Annotated in this window: 21 protein-coding genes; 10 read left to right on the forward strand and 11 right to left on the reverse strand. The window is 42.0% G+C overall.

Features of this window, described 5'->3' with window-relative positions:
* Positions 1–149 precede the first annotated feature (149 nt).
* From ADS79_RS26590 to ADS79_RS26600, 3 genes are all read right to left on the reverse strand, one after another.
* Entirely contained in the window at positions 150–824 is a 675-nt protein-coding gene (locus ADS79_RS26590) for an SMI1/KNR4 family protein (protein ID WP_049741473.1), read from the reverse strand.
* On the reverse strand, positions 766–1,332 hold the full coding sequence (locus tag ADS79_RS26595) for a hypothetical protein (protein ID WP_049741474.1): 567 nt from the start codon (positions 1,330–1,332) through the stop codon (positions 766–768). Before ADS79_RS26595 ends, ADS79_RS26590 begins: the two co-directional genes overlap by 59 nt.
* Positions 1,333–1,582: 250 nt before the next feature.
* On the reverse strand, positions 1,583–2,947 hold the full coding sequence (locus tag ADS79_RS26600; protein WP_049741475.1) for a YcdB/YcdC domain-containing protein: 1,365 nt from the start codon (positions 2,945–2,947) through the stop codon (positions 1,583–1,585).
* A 249-nt stretch (positions 2,948–3,196) separates the two neighbouring features.
* Between ADS79_RS26600 and ADS79_RS26605 the strand changes: the two genes are divergently transcribed.
* Both ADS79_RS26605 and ADS79_RS26610 read left to right on the forward strand, forming a co-directional pair.
* On the forward strand, positions 3,197–3,814 hold the full coding sequence (locus ADS79_RS26605) for a class I SAM-dependent methyltransferase (RefSeq protein ID WP_049741476.1): 618 nt from the start codon (positions 3,197–3,199) through the stop codon (positions 3,812–3,814).
* Positions 3,815–3,845: 31 nt separating this feature from the next.
* On the forward strand, positions 3,846–4,148 hold the full coding sequence (locus ADS79_RS26610) for a hypothetical protein (RefSeq protein ID WP_049741477.1): 303 nt from the start codon (positions 3,846–3,848) through the stop codon (positions 4,146–4,148).
* Between the two features lie 51 nt (positions 4,149–4,199).
* On the opposite strand, the gene ADS79_RS26615 is transcribed toward ADS79_RS26610, so the two are convergent.
* On the reverse strand, positions 4,200–5,570 hold the full coding sequence (locus ADS79_RS26615) for a YcdB/YcdC domain-containing protein (protein ID WP_049741478.1): 1,371 nt from the start codon (positions 5,568–5,570) through the stop codon (positions 4,200–4,202).
* A gap of 257 nt (positions 5,571–5,827) precedes the next feature.
* Here ADS79_RS26615 and ADS79_RS26620 point away from each other — a divergent pair, with 257 nt between their 5' ends.
* The 4 genes from ADS79_RS26620 to ADS79_RS34660 all read left to right on the forward strand — a co-directional run bounded on the left by ADS79_RS26620 (position 5,828) and on the right by ADS79_RS34660 (position 9,451).
* Positions 5,828–6,631, forward strand: coding sequence for an NAD-dependent epimerase/dehydratase family protein (locus ADS79_RS26620; protein WP_049741479.1), 804 nt, complete (start codon positions 5,828–5,830; stop codon positions 6,629–6,631).
* 104 nt (positions 6,632–6,735) lie between these two features.
* Entirely contained in the window at positions 6,736–7,038 is a 303-nt protein-coding gene (locus ADS79_RS26625; protein WP_049741480.1) for an ArsR/SmtB family transcription factor, read from the forward strand.
* 142 nt (positions 7,039–7,180) lie between these two features.
* The gene (locus tag ADS79_RS26630) at positions 7,181–8,386 is read left to right on the forward strand and encodes an MFS transporter (protein WP_049741481.1); all 1,206 of its coding nucleotides are present in this window, start codon (positions 7,181–7,183) and stop codon (positions 8,384–8,386) included.
* A 225-nt stretch (positions 8,387–8,611) separates the two neighbouring features.
* Positions 8,612–9,451 carry a discoidin domain-containing protein gene (locus ADS79_RS34660; protein WP_084766088.1) on the forward strand — a complete coding sequence of 280 codons (840 nt, stop codon included), beginning with the start codon at positions 8,612–8,614 and terminating at the stop codon, positions 9,449–9,451.
* A gap of 159 nt (positions 9,452–9,610) precedes the next feature.
* Here the strand turns inward: ADS79_RS34660 and ADS79_RS26640 are convergent, their stop codons facing one another.
* On the reverse strand, positions 9,611–9,877 hold the full coding sequence (locus tag ADS79_RS26640; protein WP_161807318.1) for a hypothetical protein: 267 nt from the start codon (positions 9,875–9,877) through the stop codon (positions 9,611–9,613).
* Positions 9,878–10,258: 381 nt separating this feature from the next.
* The gene (locus ADS79_RS26645; RefSeq protein ID WP_049741483.1) at positions 10,259–10,483 is read right to left on the reverse strand and encodes a hypothetical protein; all 225 of its coding nucleotides are present in this window, start codon (positions 10,481–10,483) and stop codon (positions 10,259–10,261) included.
* A 153-nt stretch (positions 10,484–10,636) separates the two neighbouring features.
* Between ADS79_RS26645 and ADS79_RS26650 the strand changes: the two genes are divergently transcribed.
* The 4 genes from ADS79_RS26650 to ADS79_RS36295 all read left to right on the forward strand — a co-directional run bounded on the left by ADS79_RS26650 (position 10,637) and on the right by ADS79_RS36295 (position 12,637).
* Complete coding sequence (locus ADS79_RS26650) at positions 10,637–10,861, forward strand: hypothetical protein (protein ID WP_049741484.1); 225 nt, start codon at positions 10,637–10,639, stop codon at positions 10,859–10,861.
* Positions 10,845–11,201, forward strand: a complete 357-nt coding sequence (locus ADS79_RS26655) for a hypothetical protein (protein ID WP_049741485.1) — start codon at positions 10,845–10,847, stop codon at positions 11,199–11,201. Before ADS79_RS26650 ends, ADS79_RS26655 begins: the two co-directional genes overlap by 17 nt.
* 131 nt (positions 11,202–11,332) lie before the next feature.
* Complete coding sequence (locus ADS79_RS26660; RefSeq protein ID WP_049741486.1) at positions 11,333–11,611, forward strand: hypothetical protein; 279 nt, start codon at positions 11,333–11,335, stop codon at positions 11,609–11,611.
* A gap of 231 nt (positions 11,612–11,842) precedes the next feature.
* Positions 11,843–12,637, forward strand: coding sequence for a hypothetical protein (locus ADS79_RS36295; RefSeq protein ID WP_236700117.1), 795 nt, complete (start codon positions 11,843–11,845; stop codon positions 12,635–12,637).
* A 74-nt stretch (positions 12,638–12,711) separates the two neighbouring features.
* Here ADS79_RS36295 and ADS79_RS26670 read toward each other — a convergent pair whose 3' ends face one another.
* From ADS79_RS26670 to ADS79_RS26690, 5 genes are all read right to left on the reverse strand, one after another.
* Positions 12,712–13,539: an ATP-dependent DNA ligase gene (locus ADS79_RS26670; RefSeq protein WP_049741487.1), complete on the reverse strand. Its 828-nt coding sequence runs from the start codon at positions 13,537–13,539 to the stop codon at positions 12,712–12,714.
* Positions 13,540–13,562: 23 nt separating this feature from the next.
* Positions 13,563–13,985, reverse strand: coding sequence for a YhjD family protein (locus tag ADS79_RS26675; RefSeq protein ID WP_049741488.1), 423 nt, complete (start codon positions 13,983–13,985; stop codon positions 13,563–13,565).
* An 84-nt stretch (positions 13,986–14,069) separates the two neighbouring features.
* Positions 14,070–14,273 (reverse strand): hypothetical protein, encoded by a 204-nt coding sequence (locus ADS79_RS26680; protein WP_141261042.1) that lies wholly within the window; start codon positions 14,271–14,273, stop codon positions 14,070–14,072.
* 101 nt (positions 14,274–14,374) lie between these two features.
* Complete coding sequence (locus ADS79_RS26685) at positions 14,375–15,256, reverse strand: DUF3037 domain-containing protein (RefSeq protein WP_049741490.1); 882 nt, start codon at positions 15,254–15,256, stop codon at positions 14,375–14,377.
* Positions 15,226–16,230 (reverse strand): HipA family kinase, encoded by a 1,005-nt coding sequence (locus tag ADS79_RS26690; RefSeq protein WP_049741491.1) that lies wholly within the window; start codon positions 16,228–16,230, stop codon positions 15,226–15,228. Before ADS79_RS26690 ends, ADS79_RS26685 begins: the two co-directional genes overlap by 31 nt.
* Between the last annotated feature and the right edge of the window lie 21 nt (positions 16,231–16,251).

Consider the following 16,251-nt stretch of genomic DNA (forward strand, 5'->3'; position numbering starts at 1 on the left):
TCTCCCGCCTCTTTTCGCTACTATGGTTCCTCTAGTATTTCACAGCCTTTGTCAATTATATGATAGGGCTTTGCCTACACACGTTCCATATGTATTCAGTAAAAAGGCTAGATTCATCTATGCCTCCTTAGCCAATAAAGCGGGACATTTTAAACAAAGTACAGATCTTCAAACGCAATCACACCATCCGAATACGAAATTTGGTTGGCTTGGAGCCTCTTGAAAATTTCATGGGAAAACTCTTCGAATGAGTTTGCAATCACCTTTTGATAACTCATCCCCGAGTGATATTTAAAAATCTGTCCTGAGACGCCGTTTTTCCCCGGATCTACATCCAGAATCAGATGTGTGGACCCTTCAAAATCGGTAAACGGAATCCATTTTTTGCTCCAGATTAGAGGCTTGATACGGTCTTCATTGATCCAATCCACCTGTTCTTCTTCCTCAAACAAATCATTCATCATGGACCATGTTTCGATGATAGCTGGAATAGACAAAAAGGAGTTGTACCCGATAAAAGGCACTTGCTCTTGTTGTCCATTACAAACAGACAGATAATTCCGAAAATAAATCGGTAAGTGAACGCTCAATGTGTTTTCCAAGAGGTTAATTTCATCCTCTGTCGCAGGAGGATTAACCGTAGAAAAAATCGGTTGTGATATCGTTTGGATTTGTTTTAAAATGTTGTCCCAGACTTCTCTCGCCATTCCTGGTTCACCACCATTCTTCCTATTTTTCATCTTAAGCATGCCATCACTGGCGGGCTCAAGTATTTTCAAAATGAAATTCATATTTCCCAAAGCGATTTCGGAGATTTTCGTCATGTGGGATCCACTCCGAATCACTCCAAATCGATATCCTTACGAGTTCCGACAGCTTGTCTACGGCTTGCCACGGGCTCGTAATCCCTATGAAGTCGTCAAAATCCTCCGCACTAATAGCCAAGACTTCTCGAAAACAGTCATCTTGAAGCCGCTCTTCCTTGAGACCATACTCATCTCTCGTCCACTCCGCGCAAAAGATTCTTTCGGCTTGAATGGCTCCATTTTCAAAAATCGACAACTCAAATATTTCCTCATTGATATAACCTGCCGTCATCACTGGTTCCTCGATCAGCCGGGATAATGTTTTGCCGACCTTTTTCACAGTGCCCCATACCAAAAATTCGTTGAGCACGCTAATCCAGTTCTCGTTGCTTTGGCTTACGTACATAACAGCTATGGTTGGGTTGCCTAATACTTCGGGGTGCTCTGCACTTAGCTCCCTTAATGCTTCGACTGACTTCTCAAGGTTTTCCGACTTGATGTGCAAATTTGCGAATGATCTTCCCACAGGCTTCCTCCTCAAACTGATTTTCTACTAAAACTGATTCAGATTCACATCCGATAGTGTGGTTCTATGTATGTCTGTTATTTCCATTATAGTAGTCATTTTTCCTGAGTCCATCTACTTTTCCCCTGAATTTTGGAAAAACTTTTACAAAATTCTGCAACGAAAAAAGTTGGGCACTGGCCCAACCTTTCCTTCTGTTTTGGTAAAATCTACCTCACTACTGTCAAGATGACTCATTGTCTATCCGCAATCATTGAGAGCTGATCCATTTCCCCGTATGCGCGTCGACGACTCCATAGGCTCCGCTGAGGCGGTATACAAGCCGTGGTTTTGGCTCCTCGTCCTCATATACGTCATTTTCTGGTTGAAAATAGTAGAGTTCGAGTGATTTTTTCATGGCTTGCTCCGTTTTTTTGGCAGTTGCCATGTCAACTCTCTGCTTGTCATTGTCGTCAATTACTGGTGGAGCAAGTGGGTCTTTCCCGTAACCACTTTCACCTGTTCGTGGGTTAACATATAGAGAAAAATTTGAATCCCTATCCCCGATTAGAATGCCATTTTTTAACCATCCAAAATTGACATGATGGTCCTCCCAGCGTTGGCTCCCATTGTACGACTCTACATAATATGGTTGCGAATCAAGCATATAAATATCTGCTAGCCGATCAGGGTACGTCGTTTGTAGGAAATAGATTGCGCTTGCCTCTGCCTGCTCAAGAGTAAGCACCCCGTTCATCCCCTTCCCCGCGGTTGGAGCTGAGACAAGGGGCATTTCCTTCAATCCCTTGATCGGGCTGGGTTTCGCCACCCTTCCTTTGGCATCAATCATCTCGCCTGTGATCGCATCTACAAATTGTGGATCGGTAGGAAGATAATCATAAACCAGCATGTATTTCGATTCATCTTTTCCAGTATAAACACGCTTATATTGCATGGTTGGCTGCGTGTTTTGCTCCAACAGCTCGCGTGCCTTCTTTTCCGAAATGATTTTGCTTGTATCGGGCATCTCTCCGTCAGACCATACCCGCTCGAAATGCAGAACTTTCCCATCTCCTCTTGTAATCACAGAGATCCAATTCCTCTCAAAAGGAATCGTATTCTTTACTCTCATAAATTTAAAGTAATACCCTTTACTCTCGTACACATCCTCTTCTGGCTCCGCCAGCTCCAGTAGTTCCTCTGGGCTCAAAATCTTTGTGAGAAACTTCATTGCTCCCTCAAGTGCAAGCTTACTATCCATGATTGCAGGATTATTGGCTTGGCTATATTCGTCTTGATAACTGTATCCCAGCAATCTTCCTGTGACAGGATGAATTTTATATCCGATAGATGCTTGATTTGGATGAGACCAATAAAGGCTCCATGCTCCATAGGGTGTACGTATCGCTCCATACGGCTCAATGTATTGTCCATAGCCATACTCAAAACGGGCGGGAACATCCATCCATTTTTTTGCAAATTTGATAGCCTCTTGTTCTGAAAGTATTTTATCTGATTTTTGCTCAGCCGCCTGTACCCATGTTCCCCCATTTTCAATAATGCCTAGTGCCAGGGTGGATGAAAGCAAAAAAATCGACGGCCCTTTCCAAAACCGTTTTCGGTCACTTTTCTTCATACACATCTGCCTCCTATCTTTGTTCCCTATTCGTTTAGCTGACTATTATGGGCGTAACTGCAATAAATAAATTCAATCTGTTCCATTATTTTCTAATTATATATCAAGAAACATATTCCATAAATTATCTTTTAAGTGGAGACCTCTAGGAAGTGTCCCCGTAAGAATATTGTGTTAAATCAAGTAACTTAATATGGTAATATACCCCATATACCATATTCAATTGGATTGAAAGGGAATTGATTACCTATGAATAACCCTTGGAATAAAGTGATTTATCAGGTGTGGGCGCCCTTCTATGATACTTTCTTTAATTCCGGGTCTTTTCTAAAGGCTAGGAAAAAGATTTTTGAGGACCTTACCTTTCCAACAAACAGTCAGATTCTTCTGGTGGGCGTCGGGACAGGCGCAGACTTGCCGTTCGTGATAGAGAAAGTTGTTTCTATCACTGCAATCGACTTGTCACCCGAGATGCTTGACCAAGCCAAGGAAAAATATGAATCGCCGTCGATCACGTTCAAGATCATGGATGCTCAAGACCTGGAGTTTCCATCTGAATCGTTTGATTTCGTTATCGCCAATCTTATTCTGTCGGTAGTCCCTGATCCGGATCAATGCTTTAGAGAAATGATACGCGTGACCCGCTCTGGGGGGAAGATCGTTATTTTTGATAAGTTTGTCCCTTTGAATCAAGAGTTGTCCCTTATCATGAAAATCTTGCGTCCCATCATAGGGATGCTGGGCACAGATATTGGGCGACGATTTGAACAAATTGTTATGCCTTATGCGAAAAGTATTGTCATAGAGGAAGATTCCCCCAGCTTATTTAACGGTATGTATCGAAAAATTGTTATTCGCAAAATATAGAGTTGATTGGGAGGTGGCAATCATATTTCGCTTGAATAAATGTTCCTATGGTCTCGCCATGATGAGTGTTTTGATTTGTCTAAGCGATTATTGGGGAAGTACCTTGGCAAACATCGTTCTTGTAAGACTGAATCCCGTTATCGATATGATTATTTTTAAAGAGCCATTTACAAATTGGATGGTAGATGCGGAAAGTACCAAATGGGTGGAAAGTAGCGTGTTCATCAGCTTGCAATTCCCTGCCTACCTCATACACTTTGGTACTTTCCTATTAGCTGGACTCGTCATAGATTACTTCATTAACATGTTTAGAGCAAAGCAAAGCGTTGTGTAGCTTTGCTTTTTTTGTATAAACGTAATTGTAGCTGCATTCCTGCCGTTTTCATTAATTACCGATCCATTTCCCTGTATGCGCGTCGACGACTCCAAAGGCTCCGCTGAGGCGGTATACAAGCCGCGGTTTTGGCTCTACGACCTCGTTTACGTCTCTCTCTGGCTGAATGTAGTAAAGTTCAAGTGATTTTTTCATGGCCTGCTCCGTTTTTTTGGCAGATGCCATGTCTACGATCTGCTTGTTGTTATCCTCAATCAATGGTGGAGTAAGTGGGCCATTCCTCAATCCACTTTCACCAGTTCGCGGAGTGATATATAAGGTAAAATTTGTATCTCGATCCCCAATCAGATTACCATTTTTCAACCATCCAAAATCTACAAAATAGTCCTGCCAACGCGGTTTGCCATCGTACGAATCTATATCATCTGATTGTGAATCAAGCATATAAATATCTGCTTGCAGATCAGGGTACGTCGTTTGCAAGTGATGGATTGCGCTTTCCTTTGCTTGCTCATAGGTAAAGACACCGCTAAACCCTTTCCCCTCTGTTGGGGCTGCCACAGGGGGCATTTCCTTCAAGCTCTTGATCGGTCTGGGTTTCGCCACCCTACCTTCGCCATCAATCATCTCGCCTGAGATCGCATCTACAAATTGCGGATCAGTGGGTAGATAATTATAAACCAACATGTATTTCCATTCATCTTTTCCGCTGTAAACACGTGCATAATTCATGGTTGGCTGCGTGTTTTGCTCCAACAGCTCGCGTGCCTTCTTTTCAGAAATCATTTTGGTTGTGTCAGGCATCTCTCCTTCAGACCATATCCGCTTGAAATTCAGAACTTTACCGTCTCCTCTTGTGATCACAGATATCCAATTTTTCTCAAAAGGAATGCCATTCTCTTTCCTCTGAAACTCAAAATAATACCCTTTACTTTGGTAGACATATACTTCTGGCTTTGTCAGATTAGCTAGTTCCTCAGGAGGCAAAACCTTTGTGAGAAACTGCATCGCTCCCTCAAGTGCAAGTTTACTATTCATTATTGCAGGGCCATTAGGACCATTGCCTTCGCTATATTCGTCATGATAATTGTACCCCAGCAATCTCCCCGAGACAGGATGAATTTTATAAGTGATAAATGATCGATTTGGATGAGTCCAAGAAAGGCCCCATGCTCCATAAGGTGTACGTAACACTTCATATGGCTCGACGTATTGTCCATAGTTATACTCAAAACGTGCGGGAACAGCCATCCATTTTTTCGCGAATTTGATAGCCTCTTGTTCTGATAGAATTTTATCTGATTGTTGCTCAGCTGCCTGTACCAGAGTTCCCCCATCTTCAATAATGCCTAGTGCCAATACGGATGAAAGCATGAGAATCGACATTCTGCTCCAAAATCCTTTCCGACCCCTTTTCTTCATACACATCTGCCTCCTATCTTTGTTCCTTAATCATTCATCCGATCATTACGGATTTAATCCCATTCAACAAATTACAAATTATCCCATTACTTTATAATCATATATCAAAAAACATATTTTACAAATCATCTTTTGATGTGGAAATTGAGCTTGTCATGAAAACTACACCATCATTCACCAATGGTAAGTAGCATGAAAAAGGTTTTCCGCAAGTCATCCAAGAATAGTAGTTGAAAATGATTTTAGGAGGAATTTGGATGAAACGGGTATTGATTACAGGAGCAGCTGGGCGTATTGGCACCGTTTTGCGAATCCGTTTACGGGATGAATTCCGTTTGCGGCTAACCGACATTCATTCAATTCAAGATTTGCAGACGGATGAGGATTTTATTCGCTTGGACCTGGCTGATGTAGACGGATTGGAAGCTGCCATGCAAGGAATTGATACTGTGGTTCATTTGGGCGGAATTCCTGACGAAAGCGAGTTCGCCCATATTCTTCAGGTGAATATTGCTGGTACATACAATGTCTTCGAGGCTGCAAGAAAGGCCCGAGTTCAGCGGATCATTTTTGCCAGCAGCATACATGCCGTCGGATTTTATTCGCGGAGTGAGACCATTGACTCGTCCGTCATGCCTCGGCCCGATACGTTGTACGGTGTAAGCAAAGCATTTGGCGAAAATCTTGCACGGCTGTACTTTGACAAACACTGCGTAGAGTCTGTTTGCATTCGCATCTGCAGCTTCGAAGAACGGCCACAAGACCTTCGCCACCTCAGTACCTGGCTCAGCCATGACGATGCGGTCCAGCTTTTTCGCCGTTGCATTCTAGCCGAATCGGTTGGGTTTTCCATTTTGTACGGCGTATCTGACAACGAACGATCATGGTTTGTTAACCCTGATGCTGAACGCTTGGGCTATAAGCCCCGCGATAATGCCGAAGCTTTTGCCGCCGAAATCACAAGAAATCACCTTACAAACGCTACTGACGATCCGGTGGAAGAACTGCTTATGGGCGGGCCTTTCGTCGCGAGGGAATATGGGCAAAGGTATCGTTCATAGAGATGACACAATGCTCTTTCCAATGAAGGCGATATTTTCTCCAAGACAATTTTCTCGAATTCAGAGCGCTTGACACATCGACATTTTCCGATATTATAATGTGTATGGAACCAATTGAAATTTTTAAAGCGCTGTCCAACGAGTCTAGATTGCAAATTTTGCATTGGTTAAAGGATCCGGAAAAACATTTCACGCCCCACGAAGGGATTGATATGAGGAAAATCGGGGTATGTGTTTGTCAAATCACGGATACGCTGAAGATGACACAGTCCACAACTTCCCAATATTTATCGATACTCCAGCGGGCAGGTCTGGTCACAGCGGAACGGATCGGAAAGTATACGTATTTCAAAAGAAACGAAGAAGCGATACGCGAAATCGGTGCGTTTTTCAATAACGAAATGTAAGAAGTACAAGCTGAATGCTCTTCTGAGGATTCGGTTTGCTTCAAATCTACACATCGATATATTGCAATGTGTAGATTTTTTTAAAGCAATACACATCGATAATTTATAATATATAGATGTGAAAAAATTAGGAGTGGTGAAATTGAATACGAGCAGTTGGAGGGTATATTTTTTAGCGATTGTTAGTTTTTTAGTCGGGACATCCGAGTATGTTATTTCGGGTATTTTAGACAAGATCTCGGATACGTTGGGGATCTCCATTACTTCGGCTGGGCAGTTTGTGACCATTTTTTCCTTCGTATATGCCATTTGTACTCCTATCTTGATGGCTCTGACGGCAAAAATCGAGAGACAAAAGCTGCTCGTTGGTGCACTGGGGATTTTCGTGTTAGCTAACATAATGTCTTTTGTTTTGCCGGGCTTTGGACTTTTTGTGTTTTCGCGCGTGCTGATGGCTTTAGGCGCAGGAATGGTTGTTGTTACCGCACTGGATATAGCAGCGAAAATCGCACCCGAAGGGAAACAGGCCAGCTCGATTGCAACCGTAGTGATGGGATTTACTACCTCCTTAATTATCGGGGTTCCGCTCGGACGCATGATTGCTGAGGCATACGGCTGGAAATCGGTGTTCGGTTTCATTGCTATCCTGGGACTTCTGGCTATTTTTGTTCTCTATCGAACAATCCCGCGAGTAATCGGGGATGCTCCCGTACCTTTAACCAAACAACTAGCTCTACTCAAAAACAAAAAAGTCGCTCTTGGTCTGGCGATCACGTTCTTTTGGCTCGGCGGCTACTCAATCGCATATACCTATATTTCTCCTTATCTGCTCACGGTTGCGGGTTTAAATGAAGGAGTGCTCAGCGGAGTATTGTTGGCGTTCGGTTTGGCCAGCTTAATCGGTTCCAAATTTGGCGGCTACAGTACGGATAAATGGGGAGTTTCTTTCACGTTAATCGGTGGAATGCTCCTGCACATCGCGGCCTTCCTGTTACTTTCTGTTACTGTTGGTCTAACGAGTTCTTGGGGAATCATTGTCGTCGTCCTCGTATTATGGTCATTTGCAGCATGGTCGTCCGGTCCTACCCAGCAATATAATTTGATCCGAATTGAACCGAAATATTCGGGAATCATGCTTGGGCTCAACCAGTCTACGATGCAATTATCGATGGCCGCAGGAGCGGGAATCGGCGGTCTCGCCGTGGATCGGGTTTCCTTGTCATCGATCACATGGTTCGGGATGGTCGGTGTGGCAGTTGCAGTCGCCGCTTCGTTCTTATTATTTTCATGGATAAAGAAAGAGGCAAGACAAAAAAGCATGCAGCAAAAACATGCTTTGTCAGACTGATTCAGGTGCTAGAATTCTTAGAAACGTATATCGTTCACCAGATAAGTGGTTCCTTTGAAATAAATGAGGAGGCAGTTTTCCCGTCTCCTCTTTCATTTTTCATCCCATTCACATCCTTTAAATTCAATTTATCCCATTTACTGTTTTGCACCACTGGATTAATTGTAATATATTTCTAAATGGATATGGGCCTATATCGAGAATTTTTTCTAAAGGAGATCATTCATGAAATATATGATGAAGTATAGTAAGTATATACTGTGTTTCGCAATCCTTCTTACTGCGTTTTACTCTGAGATTAAGCCTGTATCAGCGAACCAAGAAAATCTACAGGATATCGTCCCTGAAATGCTTGGATACAATACGCCTGCACCGTTCGAAATAACAGTTAGTGCTGTTAGTAAGGAATCCTATGGCTGGTATGCATTTGATAATAAAACAACCTCTGGATGGTACGTAGAAGGTAGACCTCAACCTGAAGGTGGTCACTTTCTGAAAATTAATCTTGGAGCCGTTAAAAAAATTGATGCAATCTCTTTGAAAAGCTTTTATATTCACTCAAATAAAACGGGTGCATCTATTAAGAATTGGAAGCTCTATGGATCAAATGACGATCAGAATTGGGAGCTACTTTCGTCTGACATAAATCCACCAGATGATGCTAAGAATACGTATCAAATCAAAACTGAAAATGCCTATTCTTTCTATAGAATTAATATTCTTGATAGTTATCATTCATGGGCTCCACTTACCACCATCGGAATCGGAGAAATGGAATTATTGGGAGAAGTGACTAGTCCCGAGCCGGAGCCAGAACCAGAGCCAGAGCCAACTGGTGATCATACACTTCTTGTTATTAAAATGATTAGTGGATTGGAAAAAGAATTTGACTTAACTTCAACTGAGGTAGATACATTCATTGACTGGTACAACAACCGAGCTGACGGTCGTGGTAAAGAGACCTATATGTTTGAAAAAGACATGAAAGGCCCTTTTACTGCTCGAAAGGATTATGTAGCATTTAGCAAAATCCAATCTTTCGAGGTAATGGAATACAGCAAATAATTCGATGAGGCCCCTTCTATTAAAACGGAAGGAGCCTCATTCTTTTATAGGCAGCACGCTTCACTAACAATCTATCCTTGATATCTCCTCAAAAAAAGAACCTCACCCAAAAGGTGAGGTTAAAATCAGATGTACGTGTAGAACGCTGAAGATCTAAGGCTATATTACTTCTATATCAAACGTCACAGATTTTATCCCTCCTTTACCATCATCTGCGGTAAGCGTTATGACTGAAGTACCAACTGTCTTTGCTGTGACCAAAATCCTTGTATCCGTCAATAATTGGCCAAAAATATCTGTATAACTCTCATGTCCAATCATTACGTCCACAACGTCAGACTTACTGGAAGTAACTGTGTAAGTTAAGCTGTCACCATCATCGTCGATGAACCAGCTTTGTTCCGGCTTTTGGTCGATTCCTACCACCATATACATCCCAGGAGTGTTCACAGCAAAGTACTGAAGCTCACCTGTAAAAGCATTTGCATTCACTCTCGGTGCATGATTGCTATTCTCGTCTTATTCCTCTATCTCTCTATGGACTTATAACGAGCCTACACCGTGCAGGCGACTTTCATCGCACACGGCGTTCCATCAACGGATGAAAAGCGAGGCTTCTACTACAATGGGCGATGTTAGTGTAACAAAAAGTGTGTAAGTATTTCCTCTAACTAAAGTTATGTATTTTGGCCCTTAAGGCACAACAAAAAGAGGCGGTTGTCCGCCCCTTTTCATTCCTAATTTAATCCCAGGCAAAGCGCTGCTCTTTCCAGGGATCACCGTACATATTACTGTGTAACCGTTTTATTACCAAAGGTCAGATGGATTAGCATCTGGCTTTTTCTTTTTCACTGCATCAAGAATCAATTTGCGTGTAGATCGGGTAGGATTTTGTGTCTTTTTACCAATTGTAAAAATCCTCGTCAAAGTATCCATGCTCAGACCTGTCTCTTGAGCGATATATGTATGACTAATTTCATGAAGGTCAATATATTTCCCTGCCTTTGTCCTAGGTTTATTCAATCCAGACATAATCCTCACCTCATCCACAGTCTGGACAAGGTTGTGAAAAAATATTCGGAGAAAGCCGAATATTGGACAATCCGTTGCGCATCACTTAGTAACACAACAGCACGCAGCCTTACACAACGCTGCGATGCATAACACCATCCTGGAGGTGCTGTGATGGCAACGGAAAGAAAGCCTGTTTGCTTCAATGTAAATGATCCGCTGGAAAAGGAAATGTGGGAGATATCCAAGACCTTGAACTTTAGCGCCTGGGCAAAAGGGCATCTTAAACCTATTGCCTTAGCCCGGATCGCTGAACGCCATGCTAACAAAGAGCTTAAGAGAGTTGGCGTTCCCGTACCTGTCCGGAGGGTGGTGGCTGCAGATGCCCCGTCAACGTAGGTACTACCGAGAGGAACGGCGACGTCCCGTATACAGAGACGAAGAGGAATGGGAAGATGACGATGACGAGCCGGAGGATCTGGACAGAACGGTATCTAAAGTGTCGTGGGGGATGCTGGCTGTGCTGAGCTTCGGCGTTATGCTTTCCATCGCTCATTCTCTGTACACTCCAGCAGCTCCACTATCATCTAATGACCGATATCGGGTGGTATCAGTAAGCCGCGGTCGACTGCATGCGGAAGAAGTCGGGACAGGGAAACGGGTAAGCTTTGATGATCAGAAACTTGTCAAAGCAGCTCTGGACGGATCGATCAAGCGTGGAGATGTCATTCGCCGTTAATGGTGCTATGTTGCGTTACATATCCTCTGCTCAAAAAGAAAGAGCCTCTTAGTGTGCAGTGTGCTGAATGATGTTTTTGAACCAAGGGTAAATTCTGACGATTTGAAATTGTTGCGTGAAGGGGAGAGAGTATGGACATAGGGGAGACACACGAAGAATTGCCGCGGGTAACATCGACACATTCGAGGACGATGTACGGAAACCTGATCAAAGTCGCTGATAACTTGGACTTCCGGAATCCAATATTCAACGGGCGAGCGAAACGAAATAGGTCACTTGGCAGCGCGCAGGCATTCATCGTGGAACTGGCTCTTGCGGATCGATCGTTTAGAGAGAAATTGAAACGTTACATGTTGTCCGGGGGAAAGCAGTTTGTTTATACATCAGACTACATGGACAGATATTTATAATGAAGAAAACCCGTCTCTATTTAAAAAAGGGACGGGTCTGCTGCTATTTCTTGTATACACTCAGTTAAATCTTTGCACACGTCGAATTTTGGCGAAATTTATTTTTTTATAACGATGGAGATTTACATCTATAAATGTAAAAACTTGTAATTAATGTTTTGTGTAATCCTGATACCTTCGCTATATTTTAGTAGTAAGTTTTTCCTAAATCTTTCATTTTTGGAGGTAGTCATGAAGTTCTATAAGTTAGTATTTAGTCTAGTCCTAGCTTTTTCTGTTCTTCTAACTGGACAGAACATTGTTTTTGCAGAGGAGCAGTTTTCTGAGAATGTAATTCCTGAAATGACAAGCGATACTTCTCCTAGCGGAAAAGCATCCGCGAGCAATGTTTATGGAGATTTCCCGGCTTATTATGCGTTTGACAGGAAATATTATAACCACTTTTTCTCAGATAAAATTCCAGTTTGGCTAGAGTATGAGTTTGAAACGCCAAAAAAAATTCAAAAATATAGTATCCTTCCTAAGTCTAACCATCTTGCACCAAAAGATTGGACCTTCGAAGCTTGGGATGGTTCGAATTGGATTACATTAGATACTCAGACTTCTGTGCTCTTTAATGCAAGTGCGAAGAAAGAATTTACATTTTCAAACAGCTCTTCATTTAAAAAATATAGACTCAATATATCTAAAGGATTTGACACTAATAATCTTAGTATCACACACTTAGAAATGATGGAAAAATCAAACTCAACAGACCCTGGTACTGATCCTGGTACAGACCCTGGCCCAGAAAGCGATAACTCGCTGCTGGTTATCAAAATGATAAGTGGGCTCGAGAAAGAATTTGACTTGACTTCCTCTGAGGTGGAGGACTTTATTGACTGGTACAACAACCGTGCAGATGGTCGTGGTAAAGAGGCATACATGTTTGAAAAAGACTTTAACAAAGGACCTTTTACTGCTCGAAAAGATTATGTAGCTTTCAGCAAGATTCAATCATTTGAAGTAATGGAATACAGCAAATAATGAGATGAGGCACCTTCCCACACAATTGGAAGGTGCCTCAAATTTTTAAACACCGCTGTAGTTATAGGCTCACTTTATGCATTAAGAATAAATTCGACGAATACTGGTGACCGCAGCATACCGCTTTTAGTCCAATTACGGAATTTGACACGGGCTTTGATAAGCGGCTGAACGAATACATAATCGCGATCTTCTCCTGTAATCAGAGGTTTTGCTACTCCATAAAATGCCTTCTTATGAGTGGGTGGTACTCCAAGCTCGATCACACCTGCAGGTCGTCCGTTCACATGCGCCAGCCACCCAAAGTCACCCTTACGCCAGCCCGCAATACTGACATCTGCATACGAATAGTTGATGATCTTTACGAAATCGTCTGTACGTTTTCCGGCATGGTAGCGACTGTCTTTTCTTTTTGCGACTACGCCTTCCATATTACGTTTTACGATCAGGTCGTAAAGGTCCTCACCACGCCCATCAATATAAGCAATTTTGCTCATTGTTGACGTATCCGTGATCGCCCTATCGAGAATCGCCTTGCGTTCCATCAATGACTGATCACGCAGATCAGCTCCATCATACTGCAATATATCAAACACGACGTAGGAAATTGGCAACCGCGATTTCTTCGACTGGAAGCGTGACATCGTTAATTCAAAATCCGGCAATCCCGTTTCCGGGTCCATTACTACAAGTTCGCCATCGAGAATAAGATCCGGACCATCGGTGACCAGCTCAGGGTATTTCAATGTTACATCGTTGTTGTGCCGGGTGAACAAGCGAGTCTTTCCGTTACTTCGAGATAACTCTAATCTATGGCCATCTATTTTTGGTTCGAAGACGTAGCGACCATCTGAAAACGGCTTATCTATCTGTTCAAGCAGCATCGGGTATATAAATTCCATATAGCATCACCGATTTAATTGTATCAATTGAGTCGCTTGCGAACGCTGGTAAATACTTCGTGTATCACGGACTCCAGCGACAGTGGCTGTATGTCCGTTCTCTCATCTATAAACTTTTGCTTAGTCTCTTTTAATCTCTTTTGTACTTCTAAGCGTAAGGTCAGCTCATGTTCCCGCAGAATGTCCACCTGACCGCGCTGTGACCACACAATTAAAACCTCGTTTGCTTCTTCTTTTTCCTTAATGACTCTTATTCCGTTCTTTTGGAGCTCGTTTGCTGCAAGCTTCTTCTGCTTATACATTTGGCTGCCAAGATGCCGTAAAATACTAGTACCCAGCTCGGGGAATGTCATGGACACAGACTCAAGGTGAGAAAGATCATTTTGTATATACTTGACTGCTTGATGCCATATCAGCCATTCCTTTACAAGATCATTCGGTTCCAATGAAAGCATCCTTTCTGCTCACAAATCGTTAGTCGTATTATATGCGAACAACATGCGAACAGACAAATAAAAAAGCCCCACTTTTTAGTGGAGCACGATTCCTCCGCAGCCTTCTGGAGGTCCAACTATGAGATTTCCCCATCCATCAGGAGGTCCGCAGAAATGCCATCCTGGACCGCCATCTACTTGATTGCTTTGCCCTCTTTCACCGATCTCAAAGCTAAGAGGAAAACCACGTTCACCTGCATCAAAAAACCATCCTGGTCCATCTTCTATTAAAATCATCATCTGATTTGGACATTCTACTCTAAGATTGAAAGATTGGTGTAACATTTTACCACCTCACTTTTATCGTTTAAATGTTTCTTGAAACAGCAAAACGTACCATATTAGGAAACAAGCTCCGTTAAATCATGCGCTTCATTTTCAATTCGTTGGCACAGCAGATCAAGTTTGAATTGATCGGTGATGTCTAAAGGAACTACCCGTTCATCAGATTTACGGAAGAAATCAACGACTTGTACAGTCTCAATATTTGATTCGATATCCTGAGTTGTCTGAAACATTAAATAGAGCTTCATATCATCAGCATACGTATCAATTAATAGCTTTGTTTTTGCAAACCAATCTGTATTCCGAGTACCACCTGAATGTTTTAGGGAAACTACTTGCATAAAGTTCCAAACACCATTTTTAAATCCAAAATCAATAGGGACCTTAATCACGTCATCAAGGCCTATGATAGGTTTGACCGTGAAATCTTTACGTATTTTTTTCATGAGGTGCTTTTCTTCAAAAGTATTCCGCAAGTATTTCTTAACATTCATCTCTCGATGTTCGGCTATCATGAACTTTGATCCCACATACGTTGCAAATAAGGAATCAAATAGTTGATCTACATCTCCTGTTTTAGCAAATGTCGGCTCGGAAATAAACATCTTTTCGCCATCTAAGGACTTGTACAATCCATGTAGATAATAGCGTTCAAATGCTGAATTATACTCTTCCTGCGACTCATCTTGAATGAATAACTTTGAAGTAGTTGTCTCCAGCAGGTACTCAATATACTCTTTGGATATCTTGTACATGTCCAGATCAACTTTAGTGTTAGCAATACCTTTAATTTTTACGTTATTCTCATCCAGTAACCTATGCCGGAGAATATGCATGTCAGAGGAAGAATGGAGAATAAGACCCACATTAATAATTTCTCCAGCAGTAGGATCACTACAGTATCGAATTACACTGTACCAGCATTCCTTCCGTTCCATTGCAATACACCTCCTCGATAGTTGTTAAACGCTCTGGATGAAGCAAGTTGCTGTATTAAAATTCTAACATAATCTTTTTGTTTGAGAAGATAGTTCTTGTGCTCCGCTACCTGTTCTCTTTTATTTACGAACCATGAATCCGGTATTTGTTCGAACCAACTATCGATAAGACCCTCATTTATCGCTTCAATTTGGTCAACTACATCAAGAAAGGAATGGGCTTCTGGGTCTGTCAGATCAACATATCCCTCAATAGACTTGAAGATTTCACCTAGTCCACTGAAAATTTGTCCCCCATCGTCACTAACTTCTAAGAAAGTATTCAGATGGAAAGGCAAATATGATCTGTAATCGTTTACTCCCCTTAGTATGTTTCTCTTATGGATTTCCCATGTAGGACCAAAAAAAGCGTGACCATGATCAATTACAAATACTCTACGCCCACTTGAATTTGATGCAACTAATAGGTTTCCATCATTACTAAAACGATCAAAGTTAGCTATTAAGAGATCCATCGCAATGATTTTTGGAATGTCTGCGCCATTCGTTATTCTAGAGAAAAAAGCATTCCATGAACGACGGACATATGGCTTGTTCATCATGATTAATTTTTGATATCCTTCTAGAAGGTTAGACTCATTTCCTTCAACCTCTTTTGAAGCAAATAAGAGCCCCTCATGAAAACGATGCACAAACAAAAGGGATGGACCATGATCTAAATGTTCTTTCTCCACGTTTGCTATAGCAACATCTGGAATAGGAACATTCAGATATTTGGCAATTTGATATACCAGCATCTCATTAAAGAACATACAGTTATATTCTTTACGAACACCATTTTCTACTACATGTTGAGTCTTCAATATGTACTTTTTTGAATCGCTTCCAAGGATGAGTACAGGTGCGCTAACGCCTTGTCCGAGCTGTTTTAAGAATGCGTTAACTTCAATACGAGGTACTGGTACTGACGCCATCAGTCTAGGCCTCCTATTCAT

This window comes from Brevibacillus reuszeri (assembly GCF_001187725.1).
GTDB lineage: Bacteria > Bacillota > Bacilli > Brevibacillales > Brevibacillaceae > Brevibacillus > Brevibacillus reuszeri.

Bases quoted from the DNA above. Each gene is read 5' to 3' on its own strand.
- ADS79_RS26685 (WP_049741490.1), bottom strand. From the start codon at position 15,256: ATGGAACGGAAGGAATGCTGGTACAGTGTAATTCGATACTGTAGTGAT.
- ADS79_RS34660 (WP_084766088.1), top strand. From the start codon at position 8,612: ATGAAATATATGATGAAGTATAGTAAGTATATACTGTGTTTCGCAATC.
- ADS79_RS26645 (WP_049741483.1), bottom strand. From the start codon at position 10,483: ATGTCTGGATTGAATAAACCTAGGACAAAGGCAGGGAAATATATTGAC.
- ADS79_RS26615 (WP_049741478.1), bottom strand. From the start codon at position 5,570: ATGAAGAAAAGGGGTCGGAAAGGATTTTGGAGCAGAATGTCGATTCTC.
- ADS79_RS26670 (WP_049741487.1), bottom strand. From the start codon at position 13,539: ATGGAATTTATATACCCGATGCTGCTTGAACAGATAGATAAGCCGTTT.
- ADS79_RS26680 (WP_141261042.1), bottom strand. From the start codon at position 14,273: ATGATGATTTTAATAGAAGATGGACCAGGATGGTTTTTTGATGCAGGT.
- ADS79_RS26690 (WP_049741491.1), bottom strand. From the start codon at position 16,230: ATGGCGTCAGTACCAGTACCTCGTATTGAAGTTAACGCATTCTTAAAA.
- ADS79_RS36295 (WP_236700117.1), top strand. From the start codon at position 11,843: ATGAAGTTCTATAAGTTAGTATTTAGTCTAGTCCTAGCTTTTTCTGTT.
- ADS79_RS26660 (WP_049741486.1), top strand. From the start codon at position 11,333: ATGGACATAGGGGAGACACACGAAGAATTGCCGCGGGTAACATCGACA.
- ADS79_RS26620 (WP_049741479.1), top strand. From the start codon at position 5,828: ATGAAACGGGTATTGATTACAGGAGCAGCTGGGCGTATTGGCACCGTT.
- ADS79_RS26590 (WP_049741473.1), bottom strand. From the start codon at position 824: ATGACGAAAATCTCCGAAATCGCTTTGGGAAATATGAATTTCATTTTG.
- ADS79_RS26600 (WP_049741475.1), bottom strand. From the start codon at position 2,947: ATGAAGAAAAGTGACCGAAAACGGTTTTGGAAAGGGCCGTCGATTTTT.
- ADS79_RS26650 (WP_049741484.1), top strand. From the start codon at position 10,637: ATGGCAACGGAAAGAAAGCCTGTTTGCTTCAATGTAAATGATCCGCTG.
- ADS79_RS26655 (WP_049741485.1), top strand. From the start codon at position 10,845: ATGCCCCGTCAACGTAGGTACTACCGAGAGGAACGGCGACGTCCCGTA.
- ADS79_RS26605 (WP_049741476.1), top strand. From the start codon at position 3,197: ATGAATAACCCTTGGAATAAAGTGATTTATCAGGTGTGGGCGCCCTTC.
- ADS79_RS26625 (WP_049741480.1), top strand. From the start codon at position 6,736: ATGGAACCAATTGAAATTTTTAAAGCGCTGTCCAACGAGTCTAGATTG.